This window comes from Streptacidiphilus neutrinimicus, assembly GCF_000787815.1.
GTDB classification, from domain to species: domain Bacteria; phylum Actinomycetota; class Actinomycetes; order Streptomycetales; family Streptomycetaceae; genus Streptacidiphilus; species Streptacidiphilus neutrinimicus.
Window position 1 is genome coordinate 19942 of sequence record NZ_BBPO01000037.1, and the last position, 20451, is coordinate 40392.

Below are 20451 nucleotides of genomic sequence, written 5' to 3' on the forward strand. Positions count from 1 at the left end.
GGCGGCTGGCTGGCGATCTGACTGCGGGACGACTGCACTCGTCCCGGCTTGCGCTCGCGTAACGCTCCTGACCTGCGACGCGACGAGTGGGACGAGTACACGCGCAAGGAGGGGTAGCATCCGCAGTCCCGCGCGGTGCTCGGGGCGGGGGAGGGTTGCCGGGACGTCTGCACTCGTCCCGGCAGCCGCTCCCGTAACGGCCCTGACCTGCGATGCGACGGGTGCGACGGGTGTACGCGCAAGGAGGGTAGGCGGGGGGTCAGCGGCCCCGTCGGGGCCCGCCGTCGGCGGTCGGAGGCCGGTACCCCGCAGCAGGACCCGTGCCCGGCGTCCGGTTGATGGTGCCGATCGCCTCGCTCCGGCGGGTGGCGGCGGTGAGGCGCTCCCGGGTGGCGGCCATCTCAGCCGAGACTTCCCGCTCCCCGACCGACGCGCTCGCCTGCGGGGCCGGTTCGAGCTGCCGCTGCCCGGCGGCCTCCGGCTGCCCGGAGAGCTCCCCGCCGCGTGACAGATCGACCTCCTGCAGCTCCGAGTCGGCCGTCGCGGCAGAACCTGCCCTGGCCGTCCCGGCGGCCTTCAGGACGCTGGGGCAGTAGCGGGTCCAGGCGTCGAGGAACTGGGCGCGGGCGAATCCCTTGGCCTGACCCCGACCCTCGAAGCGGTAGTTCTTCGAGCTGATGTCGAAGTCCCGCAGCAGCATCTGCAGGTAGCGCGGCGTCAGCCCGCCACTGCGGGACCCGTAGGTGGGCCAGGGGCTCTCCTCGTCCGAGCACAGCAGCACGATCAGCTGCTTGGTCGGCATCAGCTCCGGGTGGCCCACGCTCGCGAACGCGCCATGGATGTCGACCAGGAGCTGCAGCGGATAGTCCTCCAGCCCCGGCCGCTCCGACTCGCGCGCCGTCATGACCCGGCACGCCTGCCGAGCCAGGTCCGGCCATGCCCCGCCGGCAAGGTCGGCGACGATGACCAGCGGTTCCCAGGTGTCCGCCGCGCGGTCCTCGACCGGCATCGCCGGATCCATGTCCTTCGCCCGCTCGGCGATCGTCGTCGCCCACGCGGCGAGGCGTTCGCGCAGCGGGGCGAGGGCGTCGGAGTCGCGGGTCCGGAACGACTCGACGGTTTCGGCGGCGGTGCGGCGCCGCATCCGGACCACGACCGAACGGTCCATGATCGTGTCGGGCAGGTCCCCAATCCCGGCCAGCGCGGCCATGGCGAACGTCTTGTGGGTCTCCAGCTCCATGCTCTTGCCGTTGATCCGCAAGGTGTCGCGCTTGCGCTGGTGGCCGCCGTTGAGGATGCCGCGAAGCGCCTCGGCGTCACCCGCGGCCTTGGGGCCGAAGATGGTGTCGGCCTCGTCCACCAGCAAGGTGGGCGGGTTCTCGCCGATGGAGCGGTAGATCGCCGCCACGGAGGCGTTGACCGTCATGATCGGACGGTGGCAGGTCGCCTCGACCACGTCCAGCAGCCGCGACTTGCCGCACCGCTTCTGCGGCCCGGTGATCGCCAACCGCGGTGCGTGCTGGAAGGCCGGCTGCAGGTGCGAAGCTGCGATCCACAGCGTGACCGCGTTCAGGGCGTGCTGGTCCGGTAGCACCACGTACCGGGCCACGATCGCGCGCAGCTCGTCCAGCATCACCGCTCCGTCCGGAACCTGATCCGGACCGGCGGCCGGGGCGGCCGGAACGTGGTCCGGGGATTCGGCGGCCAGACCGGAGGTTCCGGCGGGGATGAGGTCGAGCTGCCCGTCGAGGACGGGACGGGGCTGTTCGGCCTGCTTCAACAGGTCATCAGGGTTCAAGAGGGAGAACCACCTTCCGGTGATCGTGGCGTGTGCGGCGGCCACCGCGCATGCCAGTGAGGTGTCGCTTGCGAGAGAAGGGCGGTCCGCCCTGCGGCGTTGGTAGCGCCGGATTCAGGGCAGGACGGACCGCAGGTGGAGATAAGGCCCGCGGCTAGGGAGAGCTCGGCTGGTCCCGGCTCAGGTGATCAGGAGGCCGGCCGCCGGTGCAGCGGACGGACCACCGCGACCTCGGGACGGGGACAGCCCCCGGACAGTGATCTCCCGGCGGCCAGAGCGGAGAGTCGGTTGACCGCTTCGGTCTGGACCTCGGCAGGGTCGTGGCCGTGAACGGTGGCCTGGATCAGCCACTTGCCCAGGGCGTGCAGGCGCGCGGACCACGCCTGCTCGGCCACGATCGCCGCGTAGTGGTCCACCGCCGCGACCGAGTGGACCGCGCTCGCCAGCCCGGACACATAGGCCGGACCGCCCGCCTGGTGAAGCACGCCCTGGCGGCGCAGCTGATGCGTCACCAGCACCGGATCAACCGGGCAGTCCTCCTGGCGCAGGGCGAGCATCGCCGCCCACACCAGCCCGTGGGCTGGGGACGCGAAGTCCTCCGCCCCGAGCATCCCGCCAGCGGTGTCGAGGGCGGTGGGGCTGTGCAGGCACGCTGCCAGCACGGCGCGTTCAGCGTCCACAGCCTGTGGAGGCCGCGCCCACGACCAGGCCCCGGCATGGGCTTGGCGTTCGAGCGGCGGGGCCGTAGGGTGCACATGAACCTCTTCTCTTCCAGCGGGGCATGGCCGGCCAGCCACCCCGCCTGGGTGATCAGTGAGTTGTCGCTTGCTGGAGAGTTCTCGGGCCGTCGGTGTTGGTAGCACCGATGGCCTTCTCCATGTCCGGGGTCGCGGTCAGGCCGCGCGGTCGACCGCCTGGTCTTCCAGCCATGCCTCCACCTCCGCCCAGCGGTAGCGCAGGTGACGCCCGACCTTGTGGACGGGCGGCCCCTGGCGGCGGTGGTTCCACACGTAGACCGTGCTGATCGGCACCTGCAGGAACTCGGCGAGTTCCTGGGCGCTGAGCAGCGGACGATTGTCCGTGCTTGCGGTGGTGCGGCTGGTGCGGGCGGTGCTTCGGCCCAATGCGTGCTCCTTGGTGATGTGGCGTCAGCGGGGTGCGCTGCGTGGTTGGCATGTCGGCTGGGAGGGCAACGATCCCCGAAAACCGACTCGCGACCTAATTGGAAATGCCGGGCCGATGCGGCCTTTCGCGAGGGCCGGACCAATTAGGCCGCGAGTCGGAAGGCTCGTAGCGTGCTCCGGCATCGCGCTTGGCACGGCAGGTGGTTCGGCGCATCGGTTCATCCTTCGCGGATCGGCAGCAGGACCCTCTCGGCGACCGCCGCGAGGCGGTGATCACCGGTGGGACGCACACGATGCCCGAAGATTCCGGCAGCGCCAAACAGCGAAAACCGCTGACCAGAGCCCCGAAGATCCTGCATGTCCGAGTTGGCCCGATGTGACCGCTGGACTGGGCTGGACGATCCGACACTGGTGAGCACGATCGGGACCGTGTGGGACGATCCGACACTGGTGAAAGCTTTACCTTCCACCTGTCCCAACGTGCCCCGTGCGCCAGCCGATTTGGCGCGGCCGGGGGCCGATCGTAGGGTGCGACGTGCCCGCCTCGGCGGGGGCAGGCCGGCCAGCCCACCCCCTACCGACGGGACCTCAGGCCGCCGTTGGTAGCGCCCGGCCCACCCTGATCCCCACGACCGCCGCGCTCACGCGGCCCTGTCGACGGCCTGGTCTTCCAGCCATGCCTCCACCTCCGCCCAGCGGTAGCGCAGGTGACGCCCGACCTTGTGCGCGGGCGGCCCCTGGCGGCGGTGGTTCCACACGTAGACGGTGCTCAATGGCACCTGCAGGAACCCCGCCAGCTCCTCCGCGCTCAACAGCGGACGCCGGTCGGACTCCCCACGCAAACCTCCGCGGGAATGGGCGGCAGGACGAACCACGAACTCTCCCAACTACTCGCCGAACAGGAACAGGCGCCGCCGCAAAGCAATGCCGAAGACCACCTGGCGAAGACCATAAGCAGTGCGCAAGCGAAAGGGCAAGGGTTGTTGCCTTCCTTGGAATTATTTGCCAGATGCCTCTGAAGCGAGCATCATGTGCGGCCATCACCGCAGGTCAAGGCACACGTTCTGCACGCTGGTGCGCGGATTGCGCGACAGTACCCGGCATTCCCCGACGCATTCCGGCACGGCACTGCCGCCGCTGCTTAAAAGTTTTCATCCTTTGTAGGAGAACTGATTGACGCCGAGCGGCGTCTCGATTTAGATCAACCGCATGCCGACTGCTCGCCACGTGGGCAGTCGAGAGCCCCACTCTCACCCCAGTCGAAGGAGACACCCTTGGCGAACGTCTACGACCGCTGGCACAAGTCCCGTGCCAGCAAGGGGGATCAGCAGTGCCCCGAGCACAAGGGCAAGGTTGCCTCCTCGGAGCACGGTGTCGGCAAGCGCTGGCAGGTCCGCTACCGCGACCCCGCCGGCGAGCAGCGCAAGGAGAACTTCGAGCGAAAGGCCGACGCCGAACGCCGCGCGGCCGAGCTGCAGAGCAGCCTCGACGTCGGCACCTACGTCGACCCGGCCGCCGCCAAGGTCACGCTGGGCTCCTACGCCCAGCAGTGGCTCGCCTCGAACACGGCAGGGCCGACGACTGGCCTCCGGTACGAGGGCGTCGTCCGCAACCACATCGAGGCGCGGCTGGGCCATCACGAGCTGCGCGCGCTCAACCAGCCCTCGCTCATCCGGGCATGGATCAAGGAGCTGCAGGAGGTGCCCCTCGCTGCGTCAACGATCCTGGGCGTGGGCGACGTGCTCGCCGCCATCCTGGACGCCGCCGTTGACGACGGCAGGATGCCGCGCAATCCGTGCAAGGCGAAGACCGTCAAGTGGCCGACGACTCCCAAGAAGCCCGTCGTGCCGTGGACTCGCGAGCGCGTCGCCGCGGTGATCGAGGGGCTGCCCGACCGCTTCCAGGCCGGCGGCAAGGTCGGCATCGGCTGCGGCCTGCGCCAGGGTGAGATCTTCGCCCTGGCCGACGACAGCATCGACTTCAAGGGCGGCTGGATCCACGTCAACGCGCAGATACGTTTCGTCGGCAAGACCATGGTCTTCGCGCTCCCGAAAGGGCAGAAGATCCGCTCGGTCCCTATGTCACGCGGTCTGGCTCTCGCGCTCAAGGCGCACATGAAGGCGTTCCCGCCGGTGGAGGTCACGCTGCCGTGGGACGAGGCCGAGGGCGACCCGAGGACGCTGCGGCTGCTCTTCGTCGACCCGAAGGGCAACGCCTACAACCGAAGCGTGTTCAACCAGGGGGACTGGAAGCGTGCTCTGGTCCACGCCGGGGTGATCCCGCCCCGGACCACCGGCTCGCAGTATTTCCAGGCGGCCCCGGAGGACGGCATGCATGCCCTCCGTCACACCTACGCCTCGGCCCAGCTCGAAGGCGGGACGAACATCAAGGCCCTGGCCGTCTACCTCGGCCACTCGGACCCCGGCTTCACCCTCCGCACCTACACGCACCTCATGCCCAGCAGTGAAGGGCGGAGCCGTGACGCGGCCGACGCCTTCCTGCTCGGGACTGCGGGAGCCACGAGCCCGACGGGCGAGACGCAGGGCACAGCCGACCTCGCTTCCGAAGCCGTGTGCCCTCAATGTGCCCTGGCGGCCTGAGCGGGTGCTTCTGATGAAGCCTCAGCAGGCCCTCGCCTGATCCCGACGATCAAGCAAACACCCAGCTCAGGGCCACATCAGGCAGTACAGCTGGTGTCCCGCGTCGTGCAGGCGGTTCGCGAAGTCCTGCCACTCGTGCAGCATCTGGTAGATCACGAACGCGTCGCGGGGGCCCCGGCGGTCGGGGACCGTGGACCAGATGAAGGCCGCGGTGCCGAGGACGGCCTCGTCCGCCTTCAGCAGCGGCTCGACGACCGTCTGGGGGAGCTGGACCACGGCGTAGTCCGGGTGCAGGACCACCAGCTCCAGCGGGGGCACCTCGTTGAGGGGCATGCCGAGGATGCCGGTGAGGACCATCGCGCTGACGGTCTCCGGCTTGATCTTGGTGGAGAGGCTGCCGCTGATGGACTCCTCGGTGCCGCCGTCCAGGCCGAACAGCTCGCCGAGGCGGCCCAGGGTGGCCAGGTCACCGGCTTCGAGGCCGAGGCCGTCGCGACCCAGGGCGGTGGGGACGCGGGCGGCCGTGGCGCGGTCGGGTGCGCCGAAGTACTTGTAGGTCACCCCCACGCGGCCCGCACCTCCACCTCCGTCGCGCCGTCGCGACGTCGTCCCGTCCAACCCGCGCGCACGGCGCGCGGAGCGGCCACGCTCCGCGCCGCAGTCGGAGTCCTCACACTGCTCGGACACCCCGGACCATCCTTACCGTCCGTCGCCAATTTGCCAACAGGCCGCCGCGTACCTCCGCAGGACGGGCACACGCGTGCGCGCCGGGTGGCCAGATCATCGTCCCAGATGATCGGCGCGGACATGCCGTAAGTGAGGCTGCGATTTTGAAACGACGGCGATTTGAGACCATGTTCCCGTGAGCGATCCCGTGAGCAAGCACACCATCGGCAGTCCGTACCCGTACGAGGCACCCATCTCCCAGGCGTTGTTCGAACGCGCATCCGTCGTGACGCCCGGAGGGGTGAACTCCCCGGTCCGCGCCTTCAAGGCGGTCGGCGGCACCCCCCGCTTCATGGTCTCAGGCCAGGGGCCGTGGCTGACCGACGCCGACGGCCGAGAGTACGTCGACCTGGTGTGCAGCTGGGGTCCGATGATCCTCGGCCATGCCCACCCCGAGGTCATCGCCGCAGTTCAGGACGGTGTCGCGCGCGGCACCTCGTTCGGCACGCCCGGTCAGGGCGAGGTCGAGCTGGCCGAGGAGATCGTGGCGCGGATCACGCCGGTCGAGCAGGTCCGCCTGGTCTCCTCCGGCACCGAGGCGACCATGTCCGCGATCCGGCTGGCCCGCGGTTTCACCGGACGCGCCAAGGTCGTGAAGTTCGCCGGGTGTTACCACGGTCACGTCGACGCGCTGCTGGCCGCTGCCGGCTCCGGCGTCGCGACCTTCGCGCTCCCCGACACGCCCGGCGTCACCGGCGCCCAGGCCGGCGACACGATCGTGCTGCCCTACAACGACCTCGACGCCGTCCGGGCCGCCTTCGCCGCGCACCCCGGCGAGATCGCCTGTGTGATCACCGAGGCCTCCCCGGGGAACATGGGCGTCGTTCCGCCGCTGCCCGGCTTCAACAAGGGCCTGTTCGAACTCTGCCGCGAGAACGGCGCGCTGTTCGTCTCCGACGAGGTGATGACCGGCTTCCGCGTCTCCAAGGCCGGCTGGTACGGGTTCGAATCCGTGAACGAAGGGTGGTCCGCGGAGGTCAAGCCGGACCTGATGACCTTCGGCAAGGTCATGGGCGGCGGCTTCCCCGCCGCGGCCTTCGGCGGCCGCGCCGACGTGATGGCGTACCTCGCCCCCGCCGGCCCCGTCTACCAGGCGGGCACCCTCTCCGGGAACCCGGTCGCCACCGCCGCCGGCCTGGCCCAGCTGCGCGCCTGCACCGACGCCGTCTACGCGACCGTCGACCAGGTCGCCGCCGAGGTCGGCGCGCTGGTTGCCGAGGCGCTGCACAAGGAGGGCGTCGCGCACCGGCTGCAGACCGCCGGGAACATGTTCTCGGTCTTCTTCACCGAGCAGCCCGTCACCAACTACGACGAGGCGCGCGGCCAGGAGTCGTTCCGCTTCACCGCCTTCTTCCATGCCATGCTCAGCCAGGGCGTCTACCTGCCGCCCTCGGCCTTCGAGTCGTGGTTCGTCTCCGCCGCGCACGACGAGCGCGCGCTGGAGCGCATCGCCGCCGCCCTCCCCGTGGCCGCCCGCGCGGCGGCGGAAGCCACTGCCTAGGAGCACTGAGCTGTGAGCAAGAAGGACATCACCGTCGTCCACCTGATGCGGCACGGCGAGGTGCACAACCCGGAGGGCGTCCTGTACGGGCGGCTGCCCGACTACCACCTCTCCGAGCTGGGCCGGAAGATGGCCGACCGGGTCGCGGACCACCTCGCCGGACGTGACATCACGCACGTCGTCGCCTCCCCGCTGGACCGGGCGCAGGAGACCGCCGCGCCGATCGGCGCCGCGCACGGGCTGACCGTCGCCGCCGACGAGCGGCTGATCGAGGCCGCCAACATCTTCGAGGGCAAGACCTTCGGCGTCGGCGACGGCTCGCTGCGCAACCCGTCGCACTGGAAGTACCTGACCAATCCGTTCCGCCCGTCCTGGGGCGAGCCGTACATCGAGCAGGTCGTGCGGATGATGGGCGCGCTCGGCGCGGCCCGGGACGCCGCCCGCGGCCATGAGGCGGTCTGCGTCAGCCACCAGCTGCCGATCTGGGTCACCCGCTGCTTCGCCGAGCACCGTCGCCTGTGGCACGACCCGCGCCGCCGTCAGTGCTCGCTGGCGAGCCTGACGTCCTTCACCTACGAGGGCGACAAGATCGTCTCCATTGGCTACAGCGAGCCCGCCCGCGATCTTCTTCCGGCTCATCTGGCCGGGAAGAAGGGTCCGCTCACCAACAAGTCCTTCGGGGCGTAAAGATCAATTAAATATCCACTACACGAAGCGTCGTGGCAGGTCAAGGGCCTACCACGCCGCTTTCGTGGGGGTCGTGAAATCGGCCTAAACAAGCATGCGAAACTCTTCACATGACTCGCCGCCGCTCCGCGCTCGCACTCGCCGCCCTGAGCGGCGTTCTCATGCTGTCCGCCTGCAGCGGCACCAACACCGCCGAGACCGGCGGCGGCAGTGACAGCGGCTACGTCGCCGGCACCGGCGAGTCCGTGGCCGTCCCGGCGGCCCAGCGCGGCGCGGCGATCAACCTCACCGGCAAGGACCTGAACGGCAAGTCGCTCGACCTCGCGGCCTACCGCGGCAAGGTCGTCGTGCTCAACGTCTGGGGCTCCTGGTGCGGCCCGTGCCGCGCGGAGGCCGACGACTTCGAGAGCGTCTTCGCCGCCGACCAGGCCAAGGGCGTCGAGTTCGTGGGCATCAACACCCGCGACACCCAGATCGACCAGGCCCAGCAGTTCGTCGCGGCGCACAAGCTGACGTACCCGAGCTTCTACGACGAGGACGGCTCGCTGCTGCTGCAGTTCCCCAAGGGCAGCCTCAACCCGCAGGCCATCCCCTCCACGCTGATCCTGGACCGCCAGGGCCGCATCGCCGTGCGCGCGCTCCAGCCGCTGACCAGCGACCAGCTGAGCAAGATCCTCGATCCGGTGATTGCGGAGAAGTCGTGAGCGGGACGGTCCTGCACGGAGCCCTGCTGCTAGCGCTCCCAGTCGCGCTGCTCGCCGGACTGGTGTCGTTCTTCTCACCCTGCGTGCTGCCGCTGGTCCCCGGCTACCTCTCCTACGTCACCGGCTTCTCCGCCGCCGACCTCGCCGACGCCGACGGCCGCCGCCGCGGCCGGATGGCGCTCGGCGCGCTGCTGTTCGTGCTGGGCTTCACGGCCGTCTTCGTCTCGATGGGCGCGTTCTTCGGCTTCTTCGGCCAGACCGTCAAGCAGCACCAGACGCTGATCACGGAGATCTCCGGCGGGGTGATCATCCTGATGGGCCTGGCCTTCATGGGCCTGCTTCCCGGCTTCACCCAGCGTGAGCTGCGCAGCCACCGCAAGCCCACCATGGGGCTGATCGGCGCGCCGCTGCTGGGCGTCGTCTTCGGCCTCGGCTGGACGCCCTGCGTCGGCCCGACCCTGGGCGCGGTCCAGTTCCTGTCCTGGAACCAGTCCAGCGCCGGCCGCGGCGCGCTGCTGACTCTCGCCTACTGCCTGGGCCTCGGCCTGCCGTTCATCCTGGCCGCCCTCGCCTTCCGGCGGACGCTCTCCGCGTTCGGTTGGATCAAGCGGCACAACCAGTGGGTGATGCGGATCGGCGGCGGCATGCTCGTCGCCGTCGGCGTGCTGCTGGTCACGGGCCTGTGGACGGACGTGACGAACCAGCTGCAGTACTGGACCGACAACTACCAGGTGGGCATCTGATGACGACCGACCTCGACGCCGCAGAGCGGCTGAGCTCCGCCCCCGCGGACGACGACGGGGCCGGCGGCGAAGTCGGCATCGGCCTGCTCGGCTGGCTGCGCTGGGGCTGGCGGCAGCTCACGTCCATGCGCACCGCGCTGATCCTGCTGTTCCTGCTCTCGCTCGCGGCCATCCCCGGCTCGCTGGTGCCGCAGACCGCGGCGTCGCCGACCAGGGTCGCCCAGTTCGTCAGCAACCACACCACCCTCGCGCCGATCTACCAGAAGCTCGGGCTGTTCCACGTCTACAGCTCGTTCTGGTTCTCCGCGATCTACATCCTGCTCTTCGTCTCCCTCGCCGGCTGCATCATCCCGCGCACCTGGCAGTTCGTCGGCGTGCTGCGGGCTCAGCCGCCGGCCGCGCCCAGGCACCTGGTGCGGCTGCCCGTCTACGCCGCCTGGCGCTCCGGCGGCCAGGACGGCGAGGCCCGCGCGGAGAAGACCCTCGACGCCGCGGAGGCGCTGCTGCGCCGGCGCCGCTTCCGGGTCGCCCGCAACGGCGACGCGATCATGTCCGAGAAGGGCTACCTGCGCGAGGTCGGCAACCTGCTGTTCCACATCTCCCTGTTCGGCATGCTGATCACCTTCGCGGTCGGCAAGCTGTTCGGGGGGATGGGCACCGTCCTGGTCATCGAAGGCAAGGCGTTCAGCAACAACGTCGCCATGTACGACGACTTCATGCCGAGCACCTTCTACACGGCCGACAGCCTGGTGCCCTTCGGCTTCCGGCTGAACAAGCTCGACGCGTCGTACCAGACCAGCGGCACCCAGGTCGGCAACGCGCGCAACTTCCAGGCCAACGTCTCGTACTGGACCGGCAGCGACCCGAGCAAGGCCAAGCGGGCGTCCATCGAGGTCAACCACCCGCTCAGTATCGACAACAGCAACGTCTACCTGACCAACAACGGCTACGCGCCGATCATCAAGGTCACCGACGCCAAGGGTCAGGTCATCTTCGACGGGCCGACCCCGTGTCTGCCGCAGGACGGGAACAACACCTCGACCTGCGCGATCAAGGTCAACGACGGCTACGTCGACGACAAGGGCAACGCGACCCAGCTCGGCTTCTCGGCCCTGTTCACGCCGACCGCCGCGCCGCAGTCCGAGTTCAAGACGATGGGCCCGCACTCGATCTTCCCCGAGCTGCTCGACCCGCACCTGTACATCAACGTGTACCACGGTGACCTGGGCGACAACTCCGGTGCGCCGCAGAGCATCTACGAGCTCGACACCAAGCACATGAAGCAGTACATGCTGGACGGCCAGCCGCTGAAGTTCGACCGGACGCCGGGTCAGGGCTTCAAGCTGCCCGACGGCGGCACGGTGACCTTCACCGGGGTCGACCAGTGGGCCAACTTCACCGTCGCCCACAACCCGGGCACCGGCTGGGCGCTGGGCAGCGCGATGATGGCCGTCGTCGGCCTGATCGGCTCGCTGTTCGTGCAGCGCCGCCGCATCTGGGTGCGCGCCGTGGCCGGCCCGGACGGCACCACCACCGTCGAGGTCGCGGGCCTGGCCCGCAGCGAGTCGGCCCGCATCGCCGAGGAGCTCGCCGAGCTCGCCCTCGAACTCCAGGACACCGCGCCCGCCGACCAGCCGGACGACGACGCACCCGCCGACCAGCCGGACGACGACGCGGCCGCAGACGGCGCTCCCACAGGCGCCGCCGCCCCAGCAGACCCCGCCCCAGCAGACCCCGCAGCGGCCGACACCGCCGACACCGCCGACACCGCAGCCGAGAAGGAGTGAACGTGATCCTCGCCGAGGCGGCGATCGACACCAAGTTCGCCAATATCTCCAACATCCTGGTCTACTCCGCGATGGCGGTGTTCCTGCTGGCCTTCCTCGCCTACGCGGCCGAGTGGACCTTCGGCGGACGCAGCCGCGTCGCGCGGCAGTCCGCCGCGCTGGCGGCCAAGGCCGGCGCCTCCCTCGGGCAGGCCGTGGCCGACGCCGAGGCCGAGGGCAAGGCCGCGCGCACCGCGCCGACCGTCGCCGTCAAGGTCACCGGCGCGGGCGGCAGCACCACCACGCTGACCCGCACCGTCGCCGCCAAGGCCGGCAAGGTCGACGTCGTCACCCGCGGTGACGCCGCCCCGCCCGTCGACGGCGTGGGCGCCTCCGGCGGCGACGAGGGCGCGGACCGGATCGGCCGCATCGCCGTCTCGCTGACCACCCTCGCCGCGCTGCTCAACCTGTGCGCCGTCATCACCCGCGGCATCTCCGCGCACCGGCCGCCGTGGGGCAACCTCTACGAGTTCACCGTCGCCCTGACGATGATCGCCTCGCTGCTCTTCGTGGCGCTGCTCGCGGCCGGCAAGAACGTGCGCTGGATGGGCCTGCCGGTCACCCTCGGCGCGGTGCTCGGCCTCGGCATCGCCGTCACCGAGTTCTACGTGGACTCCGAGCAACTCGTCCCCGCGCTGCACTCGTACTGGCTGTGGATCCACGTCTCCGGGGCGATGGTCTGCGGCGGCGCCCTCTACGCGGGCGCGATCGCCGCGATCCTCTACGTCGCCAAGGACGTGTACGAGTCCCGCAAGGCCAAGGAGACGGTCAAGGCGGACGGCTGGTGGTCGGACGTCTTCGAGCGCCTGCCCGCCGCCGCGACGCTGGACAAGTGGTCCTACCGGATCAACGCCTTCGTCTTCCCGCTGTGGACCTTCACGATCATCGCGGGCGCGATCTGGGCCGAGGCCGCGTGGGGTCACTACTGGGAGTGGGACCCGACCGAGACCTGGGCGTTCATCACCTGGGTCGCCTACGCCTGCTACCTGCACGCCCGCGCCACCGCCGGGTGGAAGGGCCGCAAGGCGGCGATCCTGGTCTTCATCGCCTTCGCCTGCTACCTGTTCAACGCCTACGGCGTGAGCATCTTCATCAACGGCAAGCACAGCTACGCCGGGCTCTGAGGCCCGCGGGACGAGCCGAGGAAACGGGACGCCGGGTGACCACCCCGGCGTCCCGTTTTCGTCGCTGTCACCCGAACCGGGCAGAATGCGGCCACGGCTTTCTGCCACGGCTCTCTGCCGCGGCTCCAACGGGGACCGGGAGGACGGCATGACCGCCAGGACGGCTACGGACGCGTTCGGCACCGACGGCAGCGAGGGCGCCGACCCGTTCGGCACCGCCGCGCTGCGCAGGCGGGTGCTCGACGCGTGGGCGGCCGCGCCCGCCCGGTTCCGCGAGGACGCCAACGCCGAGGAGGAGCTGGCCCTCGGCGGCTACCGGGACCGGCTCGTCGTCGAGCTCGCCCAGAACGCCGCCGACGCCGCCAGGCGCGCCGGGGTGCCGGGCCGCCTCCGGCTGACGCTGCGCGGCGGCGTGCTGGCCGCCGCCAACACCGGCGCGCACCTGGACGCGGAGGGCGTCGAGTCCCTCTCCACGCTGCGCGCCTCCTCCAAGCGCGGGGACCGTGACGCCGGTTCCGTCGGCCGCTTCGGCGTCGGCTTCTCCGCCGTGCTGTCCGTCACCGACGAGCCGAGCATCATCGGCGTCCCGGGCGGGGTGCGCTGGTCGCTCGCCGAGGCGCGGCAGCTGGCCGCCGACGCGGCGCAGCGCCCCGGCGCGGACGCGGGCCTGACGGAGGAGCTGCGCCGCCGCGAGGGCCACGTCCCCCTGCTGCGCCTGCCGCTGCCCGCCGAGGGCACGCCGCCCGCCGGCTACGACACCGTCGTCCTGCTGCCCCTGCGCGACGCGGCCGCCCAGGACCTGACCCGGCGGCTCCTCGACGACACCGACGACGCGCTGCTGCTGGCCCTCCCCGGGCTGGCCGAGGTGGTCGTCGAGACCGAGGACGGGGTGCGCACCCTGGCCCGCCACGAGCCCGCGGGAGCCGCTGGAGCAGGCGGAACCCTCGGGGACGTGGACGAGGTCGTCATCGCCGACGACGGCTCCGAGACCCGCTGGCAGGTGCTCAGCCGCGGCGGCCCGCTCGACGCCGAGCTGCTGGCCGACCGCACCACCGAGGAGCGCCACCGCCCGTTCTGGTCGCTCACCTGGGCCGTCCCCGTCGACGGCGCGGGCGACCCGGTCCGCGTCCGCTCCGCCTACCTGCACGCGCCCACGCCCAGCGACGAGCCGCTCGGCCTGCCCGCGCTGTTGATCGCCAGCTTCCCTCTCGACTCCACCCGCCGCCACGTCGCGCCGGGCCGGCTCACCGACTTCCTCGTCGAGGAGGCCGCCGACGCCTACGCCGAACTGGTCCGCCGCCGCGGCGCGAGCCTCGGCTCGCTGCGCCTCGTCCCCGCCCCGCTCGGCAAGGGCGAGCTGGACGCCAAGCTGCGCCGCGCGATCCTGGCCCGGCTCCCCGAGACGCCCTTCCTGCCGGAGGCGGGACAAGGGCTCAGCCTGCCGGAGGCGGGACAAGGGCTCAGCCTGCCGGAGGCGGGACAAGGGCTCAGCCTGCCGGAGGCGGGACAGGAGCAAGCCCTGCCGGAGGCCGTCGAGGAGGAGCGGGAGGCGGCGCTGCGGCCGCGCGACGCCGTCCTGCTCGAGGGCGCCGACGCCGAGGTCGTCCGCGCGCTGGCCACCGTCCTGCCGGGCCTGCTGCCCGCCGGGCTGGAGCGCCGCCAGGAGCTGCGCTCGCTGGAGGTGCGTCGCGTCGCCCTCGCCGAGACCGTGGACCAGCTCGCCAACCTCGACCGCGAGCCCGAGTGGTGGCGCAACCTGTACGGCTCCCTTGCCGGCGCCGACCCGGAGGCGCTCGGCGCGCTGCCCGTCCCGCTCGCCGACGGTCGGATGGTCCGCGGCCCGCGCCGCGTCCTGGTGCCGGTGACCTGGAGCGGTCCCGCCGCGACGGGGGACGCGACGGGGGAGGAGGGCGCCGTCCGCGCCGAGGACCTGGAGATCCTCGGCCTGCGCCTGGCCCACCCCGACGCCGCCCACCCGCTGCTGGAGAAGCTCGGCGCGGGCGTCGCCACGCCCGCCGGTGTGCTGGAGACGCCGGAGGTACGGGCCGCCGTGGCCCGCTCCGCCGACCTCGACGACGACGAGGAGGCCGAGGAGCTGGCCGAGGCCGTCCTCCGCATCGTCCGATCCGCCCTCGCAGAAGGAGAGTTGGCGGAAGGTCAACATCCGTGGCTGGCGAGGCTGGCACTCGCGGACGAGGAGGGCGAGTGGGCCCCGGCCGGTGAACTCGTCTTGCCTGGCAGCCCGTTGGCCGCCCTCGTGCACGAGGACGACGCCGTCTTCCTCGACGAGGAGCTGGTCGAGCGCTGGGGCGCGGACGTGCTGCGCGCCGTCGGCGTCGCCCACACCTTCGGCCTGCTGCGCGCCGAGGAGGCCGTCCTCGACCCGGACGACCTGGAGCGCTTCGACCCCACCGCGGCTGCCGACCGCGCGCTCGGCGGCGAGCCCGCCACCCTCCTCGACGAGGCGCCCGACGGCCTCGCCGAGTGGGCCGAGGACGTCACCGACCCGCTGTTGCGCGGCGACGAGCTGCCGCCCGGCATCCCGCCCGTCCCGCCCGTCGCCGCCGAACTCCTCGCGGTGCGCGACCTCGACCTCGTCGACGACGACGCCTGGCCCCAGGCCCTCGCGCTGCTCGCCCAGCCGCCGCTGCGCAGCGCCGTCGTCGACAAGGTCCGGCTGCTGCTGCCCGACGGCGGCACCGCCGAGGTCGTCCCCTACGCCGCCTGGTGGCTGCGCGACCACCCCGTCCTCGACGGCCGCGCCCCGGCGGGCCTGCGCGCCGCCGGCGGCGACAAGCTGCTGCGCGGCCTCTACGACGAGGCCCGCACCGACCTCGACGAGACCTTCCTGCACGCGCTCGGCGTCCGCACCACGCTCGCCGCGCTGCTGGAGGACCCGGACGGCCCCGACGACGTCCTCGACCGACTCGCCGACGCGGAGCGACCCGTGGCGCACCGTCAGCTCCACGGCATCTACACCGCGCTGGCCACCGTCCCGCTGGACCGCGTGCCGCTGCCGGACGAGGTCCGCGCCCTGCCGCCGCTCGACCCGGCCACCCACCGGCGTCCCGCGCACACCGTCATCGTCGACGTCGCCGACGCGGTCGTCGCCGACGCGCCGGACCTGGTGCAGCTGCTGGACGACTTCCCGTTGATCACCGTCGCGCCCGCGCTGGCCACCGCGCTCGCCGAGCGCCTGCACGTCTCGCTCGCCAGCGAGATCGCGGGTGGACGCGTGCTCTCGGAGGGCACGGTCCGCGCCGTCCCCGAGGAGATCCGCGAGTTGCTGCCCGGCTGCCCCGCCGTCTACGAGGAGCACGAGGAGCTGCTCGTCGTCGGACCCGACGGCGAGGAGGCGCCGGTGGGTTGGCGCTGGGACGCCGAGACCGAGGCCCCGGCGCTGCCGGAGGGCGAGGAGGCCTCGGCGGACGAACCGGACGAGTTCGCGCCCGTCGTCCCCTACGGCACCCTGCACGCCGCCACCCCGGAGGGCCTGGCTGCCGGCCTCGCCTGGGCGGCGGGCGCCTGGCAGCGCCGCTTCGAGGTGCTGGCCCTGCTCGGTGACCCGGACCGGGCCTACGAGCTCGGCGCCGCACGGGACTTCGAGGGCTGAGCGGGCTGCGAGGGCTGAGGGTGCTTCGAGAGCCCCGGGGCGGCGCGCCCCCGGGGCTCAGCTCACCTGCTCCAGCACGGCGAACTGCATCTGGTCCGTCAGGACCCGGTAGCTGTGCCCGGGGTGCAGCTGCGCAGCGTAGGCGGGGAGGTCGGCGGGCGGTGACGGGGACCAGCCGTAGGAGAGGTCCAGCACCAGGTACTGCGGCCCGGCCGTCGCGCCGCCCAGCCAGTACAGGTCGGTGCGGGCGGCCAGGCGCGACATCCCGGTGATGTTGGACTCCACCACCGCGCCGTCCGGCACCAGCGCGAGCGCGCGCGAGATCGCGTCGCCGCGCGGCGTCGACGTGTACGTCGAGGGCCGCAGCACCGACGCCGCGGGCAGCGACAGCGTCGCGCACAGCGCGAGCGCGACCGCCGTCACCGCCGGGACGACGGCGCGGTCCGCGTAGGCGCGCAGCCAGCCGGGCGCGTCCTCACGGTCCCGCAGCCGGCGGACCGCGTCGACCAGGGCCAGGAAGAGCACCGGCATCAGCACCGCGTTGTAGTGCCAGGCGGTGCCCCAGTAGTCCGGATCGGAGGAGACGAAGCGCCAGCCCAGCGTCGGCAGCGCCACCAGCAGCAGCGGGGAGCGCAGCGCGAGGAAGCCGGTGACGCCCAGGAGCATGCCGAGCGTGGTCAGCTTGACGTCCGCCGGGCTGAGCAGGCCCGTCAGAAGGTGCGTCCAGCCGCCGCTGGGCAGCTTGTCCCGGTAGCCGTAGCGGCCCGACGAGTTGAAGTGCGGGATCACGCCCCACACCGTCAGCGCCGTCATCCCGAGGCCGAAGACCGCCAGCATCGCCCCGAGCACGCGCTCCCGCAGCAGGAACAGCAGCAGCCCGATCGCGGCGACGGTGACGCCCAGATCCTCCTTGACCATCGTCAGCGGCAGCGCCCAGAACGCCGCCCGGTGGAACCGGCGCAGCAGCACGTTGCGCAGCACCACCGCCAGGATCGGCACCGCGAAGGCGATCTCGTGCAAGTCGAAGTCGACCGCGCGCTGCAGCCCCCAGGAGAGCCCGTACGCCGTGCCCAGGCAGAGCGCCTTGGCGCGGGAGACGAACCGCCCGGCCGTCGCGGACACCACCGTCACCGAGCTCGCGAACAGCGCGGACTGGGCGAGCAGCAGCGTCGCCGTCGACGGGAGGAGCCACCAGAGCGGGGCCAGCAGGGCCATGATCGGGCTGAAGTGGTCGCCGAGGATGTTCGCGTCGGCGCCCTTGACGTGCACGATCGGCGCGTGGAAGTCCGCGTACTGCCGGACCTCCTCGACGAAGATCGCGGTGTCCCAGGACATCGAGCCGTCGTGCAGGTACCGGCTGAGCGAGACGACCGAGTAGCCGACGCAGAAGACCAGCCCGAGCAGCAGGTACGGCCAGGTGGTCCGCTTCGGCAGCAGTCGGTGTCGCGAGCGCCCGGCCCCGCGCTGGGCGGGGATCCTGGCGGTCGCGCGGTCGGCTGCGGTGGCGTCCTGGCTCACCCGCCGCACGGTACCGGTGCGGCAGGCTCCGCAGAAGGGTCTACTCCTGTGAGCGCACCGGTGGTTCCGGCTGCGAGTCGTGCGAACGCCGGGCCCGCACGCTCGACGGCTGTGGCAGGCCGATGTTGATCCACCTCCAGACGATCTCCAGCAGCACCCCGGCCACCAGCGCGATCGCCACCCCCGTCAACGGGTCGCGCCAGCCCTCCAGATGCAGCTGGAAGAAGGTCTGCGCCCACGGCACGGTCATCACCAGCACGAAGCCGAGGCCCATCGCCGCCACCAGGACCAGCTTCCACAGCGCGTAGGGCCGCGCGATGATCGCCAGCACCCACAGCGCCACGATGAACAGCGTCAGCGTCGCCGTCGAGGTGTCGGCCACCTGGCCCGTCGCGTGGTTCGCGCGCGCCAGCATGTACGCGGTGAACGCCGCCGCGCCCGCGATCACGCCCGCCGGGATCGCGAAGCGCAGTACCCGGCGCACGAACCCCGGCCGCGCCCGCTCGTTGTTGGGCGCGAGCGCCAGGAAGAAGGCCGGGATGCCGATGGTCAGCCCGCTCAGCACGGTGGAGTGCCGCGGCAGGAACGGGTACGGCACCCGGCAGACGATCGTCGCCAGCGCCAGCAGCACCGCGTAGACCGTCTTCACCAGGAACAGGTTGGCGACGCGCTCGATGTTGCCGATCACCCGCCGGCCCTCGGCGACGACCAGCGGGAGCGTCGAGAACCGGTTGTCCAGCAGCACGATCTGCGCCACGGCCCGGGTCGCCTCGCTGCCCGAGCCCATCGCCACGCCGATGTCGGCGTCCTTCAGCGCCAGCACGTCGTTGACGCCGTCGCCGGTCATCGCCACGTGGTGGCCGCGCGACTGCAGCGCGCCGACCATGTCCCGCTTCTGCTGAGGCGAGACCCGGCCGAAGACCGAGTGGCCCTCCACCGCCGCCGCGAGGTCCTCCGGGTCCATCGCGGCCTTCGGCAGCCGCCGCGCGTCCATCGGGTCCTGCGCGCCCGGCAGCCCGAGGGAGTTCGCGACCGCGCCGACCGACAACGCGTTGTCGCCGGAGATCACCTTGGCGGAGACGTTCTGCCGCGCGAAGTAGCGCAGCGTGTCCGCCGCGTCCGGTCGCACCCGCTGCCGCAGCACCACCAGGGCCCGGGGCGCGAGGCCCACGGCCGGGTCCGGCGCGTCCAGCGGCGTCGGCGTCCGCGCCAGCAGCAGCACCCGCAGCCCCTGCGCCCCGAGCCGGTCCACCTCAGCCAGCGCCGGGCTCTCCGCGGGCAGCAGTACGTCCGGCGCGCCCAGCAGCCATGTCCCGACGCCGCCGTCGTCCTCCCGCAGTTCCGCCCCGGACCACTTGCGGGCCGAGGAGAACGCAGCCGCCTGCTCCACGGCCCAGCCCGCCCGCTCGTCGTCGGTCGCGGCCGGGTGCACGTCGATGATCGCCTGGAGGCTGGCATTGGGACGCGGGTCCGCCGTGCCGAGCGCGGTGAGCGCCCGCGCGATCTCCTCGGGGCCCGCGCCGTCGAGGGGACGGATCTCCTCGACGTCCATGCCGCCCTCGGTGAGCGTGCCGGTCTTGTCCAGGCACACCGTGTCGACGCGGGCCAGCCCCTCGATCGCGGGCAGCTCCTGCACCAGACACTGCCTGCGGCCCAGCCGGATCACGCCGATCGCGAAGGCCACCGAGGTCAGCAGCACCAGGCCCTCCGGCACCATCGGCACGATGCCCGCCACCATGCGCCGGATCGCCTCACGCAGATCGCTGCCCGAGACGTAGAGCTGGCTGAGGATCAGCCCGATCGCCGTCGGGATCAGCAGGTAGGTGATGAAGCGCAGGATGGTGTCGATGCCGGTGCGCAGCTCCGACTCGACCAGGGTGAACCGGCTCGCCTCCTCGGCCAGCTGTGCGGCGTACGCCTCGCGCCCGACCTTCGTGGTGGCGAACGAACCGCCGCCGGCCACCACGAAGCTGCCCGAGAGCACCGGGTCGCCCGGGTGCTTGAGCACCGGGTCCGCCTCGCCGGTCAGCAGCGACTCGTCGACCTCCAGCCCGTCGGCCTCGGCCACCTGCCCGTCGACGGTGATCTTGTCCCCGGATCCCAGCTCGACCAGGTCGCCGAGCACGATCTCGCTGTTGCTGACCGCGACGCTCGTCCCGTTGCGCCGCACCCGGGGCTTGGCCTCGCCGATCACGGCCAGGTTGTCGAGCGTCTGCTTGGCCCGCAGCTCCTGCACGATCCCGATGCCGGTGTTGGCGACGATGATGAAGCCGAACAGCCCGTCCTGGATCGGCCCGACCACGAGGATCACCACGAAAAGCGAGCCGATGATCGCGTTGAAGCGGGTGAAGACATTGGCCCGGACGATCTCGGCGGTCGACCGGCTGGACCGCAGCGGGACGTCGTTCACCTGACCCGCGGCGACACGCTGCGCCACCTCGGCGTCCGTCAGTCCGGTGAGGGTCGGCAGCGTGCTGGTCATACGGC

The 20451-nt window shown here is 71.7% G+C and carries 15 protein-coding genes; 8 read left to right on the forward strand and 7 right to left on the reverse strand.

Going from position 1 to position 20451, the window contains the following annotated elements:
• Positions 1-259: 259 nt before the first annotated feature.
• From TR48_RS22685 to TR48_RS22700, 4 genes are all read right to left on the reverse strand, one after another.
• Positions 260-1798 (reverse strand): DUF3631 domain-containing protein, encoded by a 1539-nt coding sequence (locus tag TR48_RS22685; RefSeq protein WP_236652272.1) that lies wholly within the window; start codon positions 1796-1798, stop codon positions 260-262.
• 188 nt (positions 1799-1986) lie between these two features.
• Entirely contained in the window at positions 1987-2478 is a 492-nt protein-coding gene (locus TR48_RS22690; protein WP_161789885.1) for a DnaB-like helicase N-terminal domain-containing protein, read from the reverse strand.
• 213 nt (positions 2479-2691) lie between these two features.
• Positions 2692-2922 carry a helix-turn-helix transcriptional regulator gene (locus TR48_RS22695; protein WP_042370266.1) on the reverse strand — a complete coding sequence of 77 codons (231 nt, stop codon included), beginning with the start codon at positions 2920-2922 and terminating at the stop codon, positions 2692-2694.
• Positions 2923-3563: 641 nt separating this feature from the next.
• Positions 3564-3734 carry a helix-turn-helix transcriptional regulator gene (locus tag TR48_RS22700; protein WP_369405602.1) on the reverse strand — a complete coding sequence of 57 codons (171 nt, stop codon included), beginning with the start codon at positions 3732-3734 and terminating at the stop codon, positions 3564-3566.
• 462 nt (positions 3735-4196) lie between these two features.
• On the opposite strand from TR48_RS22700, the gene TR48_RS22705 reads away from it, so the two are divergent.
• Entirely contained in the window at positions 4197-5522 is a 1326-nt protein-coding gene (locus tag TR48_RS22705; RefSeq protein ID WP_042370268.1) for a tyrosine-type recombinase/integrase, read from the forward strand.
• A gap of 66 nt (positions 5523-5588) precedes the next feature.
• On the opposite strand, the gene TR48_RS22710 is transcribed toward TR48_RS22705, so the two are convergent.
• Complete coding sequence (locus TR48_RS22710; RefSeq protein WP_439654490.1) at positions 5589-6209, reverse strand: hypothetical protein; 621 nt, start codon at positions 6207-6209, stop codon at positions 5589-5591.
• A gap of 175 nt (positions 6210-6384) precedes the next feature.
• On the opposite strand from TR48_RS22710, the gene hemL reads away from it, so the two are divergent.
• The 7 genes from hemL (at position 6385) to TR48_RS22745 (ending at position 16446) form a co-directional block, all read left to right on the forward strand.
• Positions 6385-7749 (forward strand): glutamate-1-semialdehyde 2,1-aminomutase, encoded by a 1365-nt coding sequence (hemL, locus tag TR48_RS22715; protein ID WP_236652273.1) that lies wholly within the window; start codon positions 6385-6387, stop codon positions 7747-7749.
• Positions 7750-7794: 45 nt separating this feature from the next.
• Positions 7795-8436, forward strand: a complete 642-nt coding sequence (locus TR48_RS22720) for a histidine phosphatase family protein (protein WP_042370336.1) — start codon at positions 7795-7797, stop codon at positions 8434-8436.
• A gap of 110 nt (positions 8437-8546) precedes the next feature.
• The gene (locus TR48_RS22725) at positions 8547-9140 is read left to right on the forward strand and encodes a TlpA family protein disulfide reductase (RefSeq protein ID WP_042370272.1); all 594 of its coding nucleotides are present in this window, start codon (positions 8547-8549) and stop codon (positions 9138-9140) included.
• Positions 9137-9883, forward strand: coding sequence for a cytochrome c biogenesis CcdA family protein (locus TR48_RS22730; protein ID WP_042370275.1), 747 nt, complete (start codon positions 9137-9139; stop codon positions 9881-9883). Before TR48_RS22725 ends, TR48_RS22730 begins: the two co-directional genes overlap by 4 nt.
• Complete coding sequence (gene resB / locus TR48_RS22735; protein ID WP_042370277.1) at positions 9883-11670, forward strand: cytochrome c biogenesis protein ResB; 1788 nt, start codon at positions 9883-9885, stop codon at positions 11668-11670. Before TR48_RS22730 ends, resB begins: the two co-directional genes overlap by 1 nt.
• Before the next feature lie 5 nt (positions 11671-11675).
• Positions 11676-12833, forward strand: a complete 1158-nt coding sequence (gene ccsB, locus TR48_RS22740) for a c-type cytochrome biogenesis protein CcsB (RefSeq protein ID WP_042370337.1) — start codon at positions 11676-11678, stop codon at positions 12831-12833.
• A gap of 148 nt (positions 12834-12981) precedes the next feature.
• Positions 12982-16446: a sacsin N-terminal ATP-binding-like domain-containing protein gene (locus tag TR48_RS22745; RefSeq protein ID WP_042370278.1), complete on the forward strand. Its 3465-nt coding sequence runs from the start codon at positions 12982-12984 to the stop codon at positions 16444-16446.
• A gap of 57 nt (positions 16447-16503) precedes the next feature.
• Here the strand turns inward: TR48_RS22745 and TR48_RS22750 are convergent, their stop codons facing one another.
• Both TR48_RS22750 and TR48_RS22755 read right to left on the reverse strand, forming a co-directional pair.
• Entirely contained in the window at positions 16504-17964 is a 1461-nt protein-coding gene (locus TR48_RS22750; RefSeq protein ID WP_152628115.1) for a DUF2079 domain-containing protein, read from the reverse strand.
• A 40-nt stretch (positions 17965-18004) separates the two neighbouring features.
• On the reverse strand, positions 18005-20446 hold the full coding sequence (locus tag TR48_RS22755; protein ID WP_084729661.1) for a cation-translocating P-type ATPase: 2442 nt from the start codon (positions 20444-20446) through the stop codon (positions 18005-18007).
• Positions 20447-20451 lie beyond the last annotated feature (5 nt).

What these genes read in the sequence shown, in the direction of transcription:
- TR48_RS22720 (WP_042370336.1), top strand. Translation starts at nt 7,795, where the DNA reads ATGCGGCACGGCGAGGTGCACAACCCGGAGGGCGTCCTGTACGGGCGG.
- TR48_RS22725 (WP_042370272.1), top strand. Translation starts at nt 8,547, where the DNA reads ATGACTCGCCGCCGCTCCGCGCTCGCACTCGCCGCCCTGAGCGGCGTT.
- resB (WP_042370277.1), top strand. Translation starts at nt 9,883, where the DNA reads ATGACGACCGACCTCGACGCCGCAGAGCGGCTGAGCTCCGCCCCCGCG.
- TR48_RS22745 (WP_042370278.1), top strand. Translation starts at nt 12,982, where the DNA reads ATGACCGCCAGGACGGCTACGGACGCGTTCGGCACCGACGGCAGCGAG.
- TR48_RS22755 (WP_084729661.1), bottom strand. Translation starts at nt 20,446, where the DNA reads ATGACCAGCACGCTGCCGACCCTCACCGGACTGACGGACGCCGAGGTG.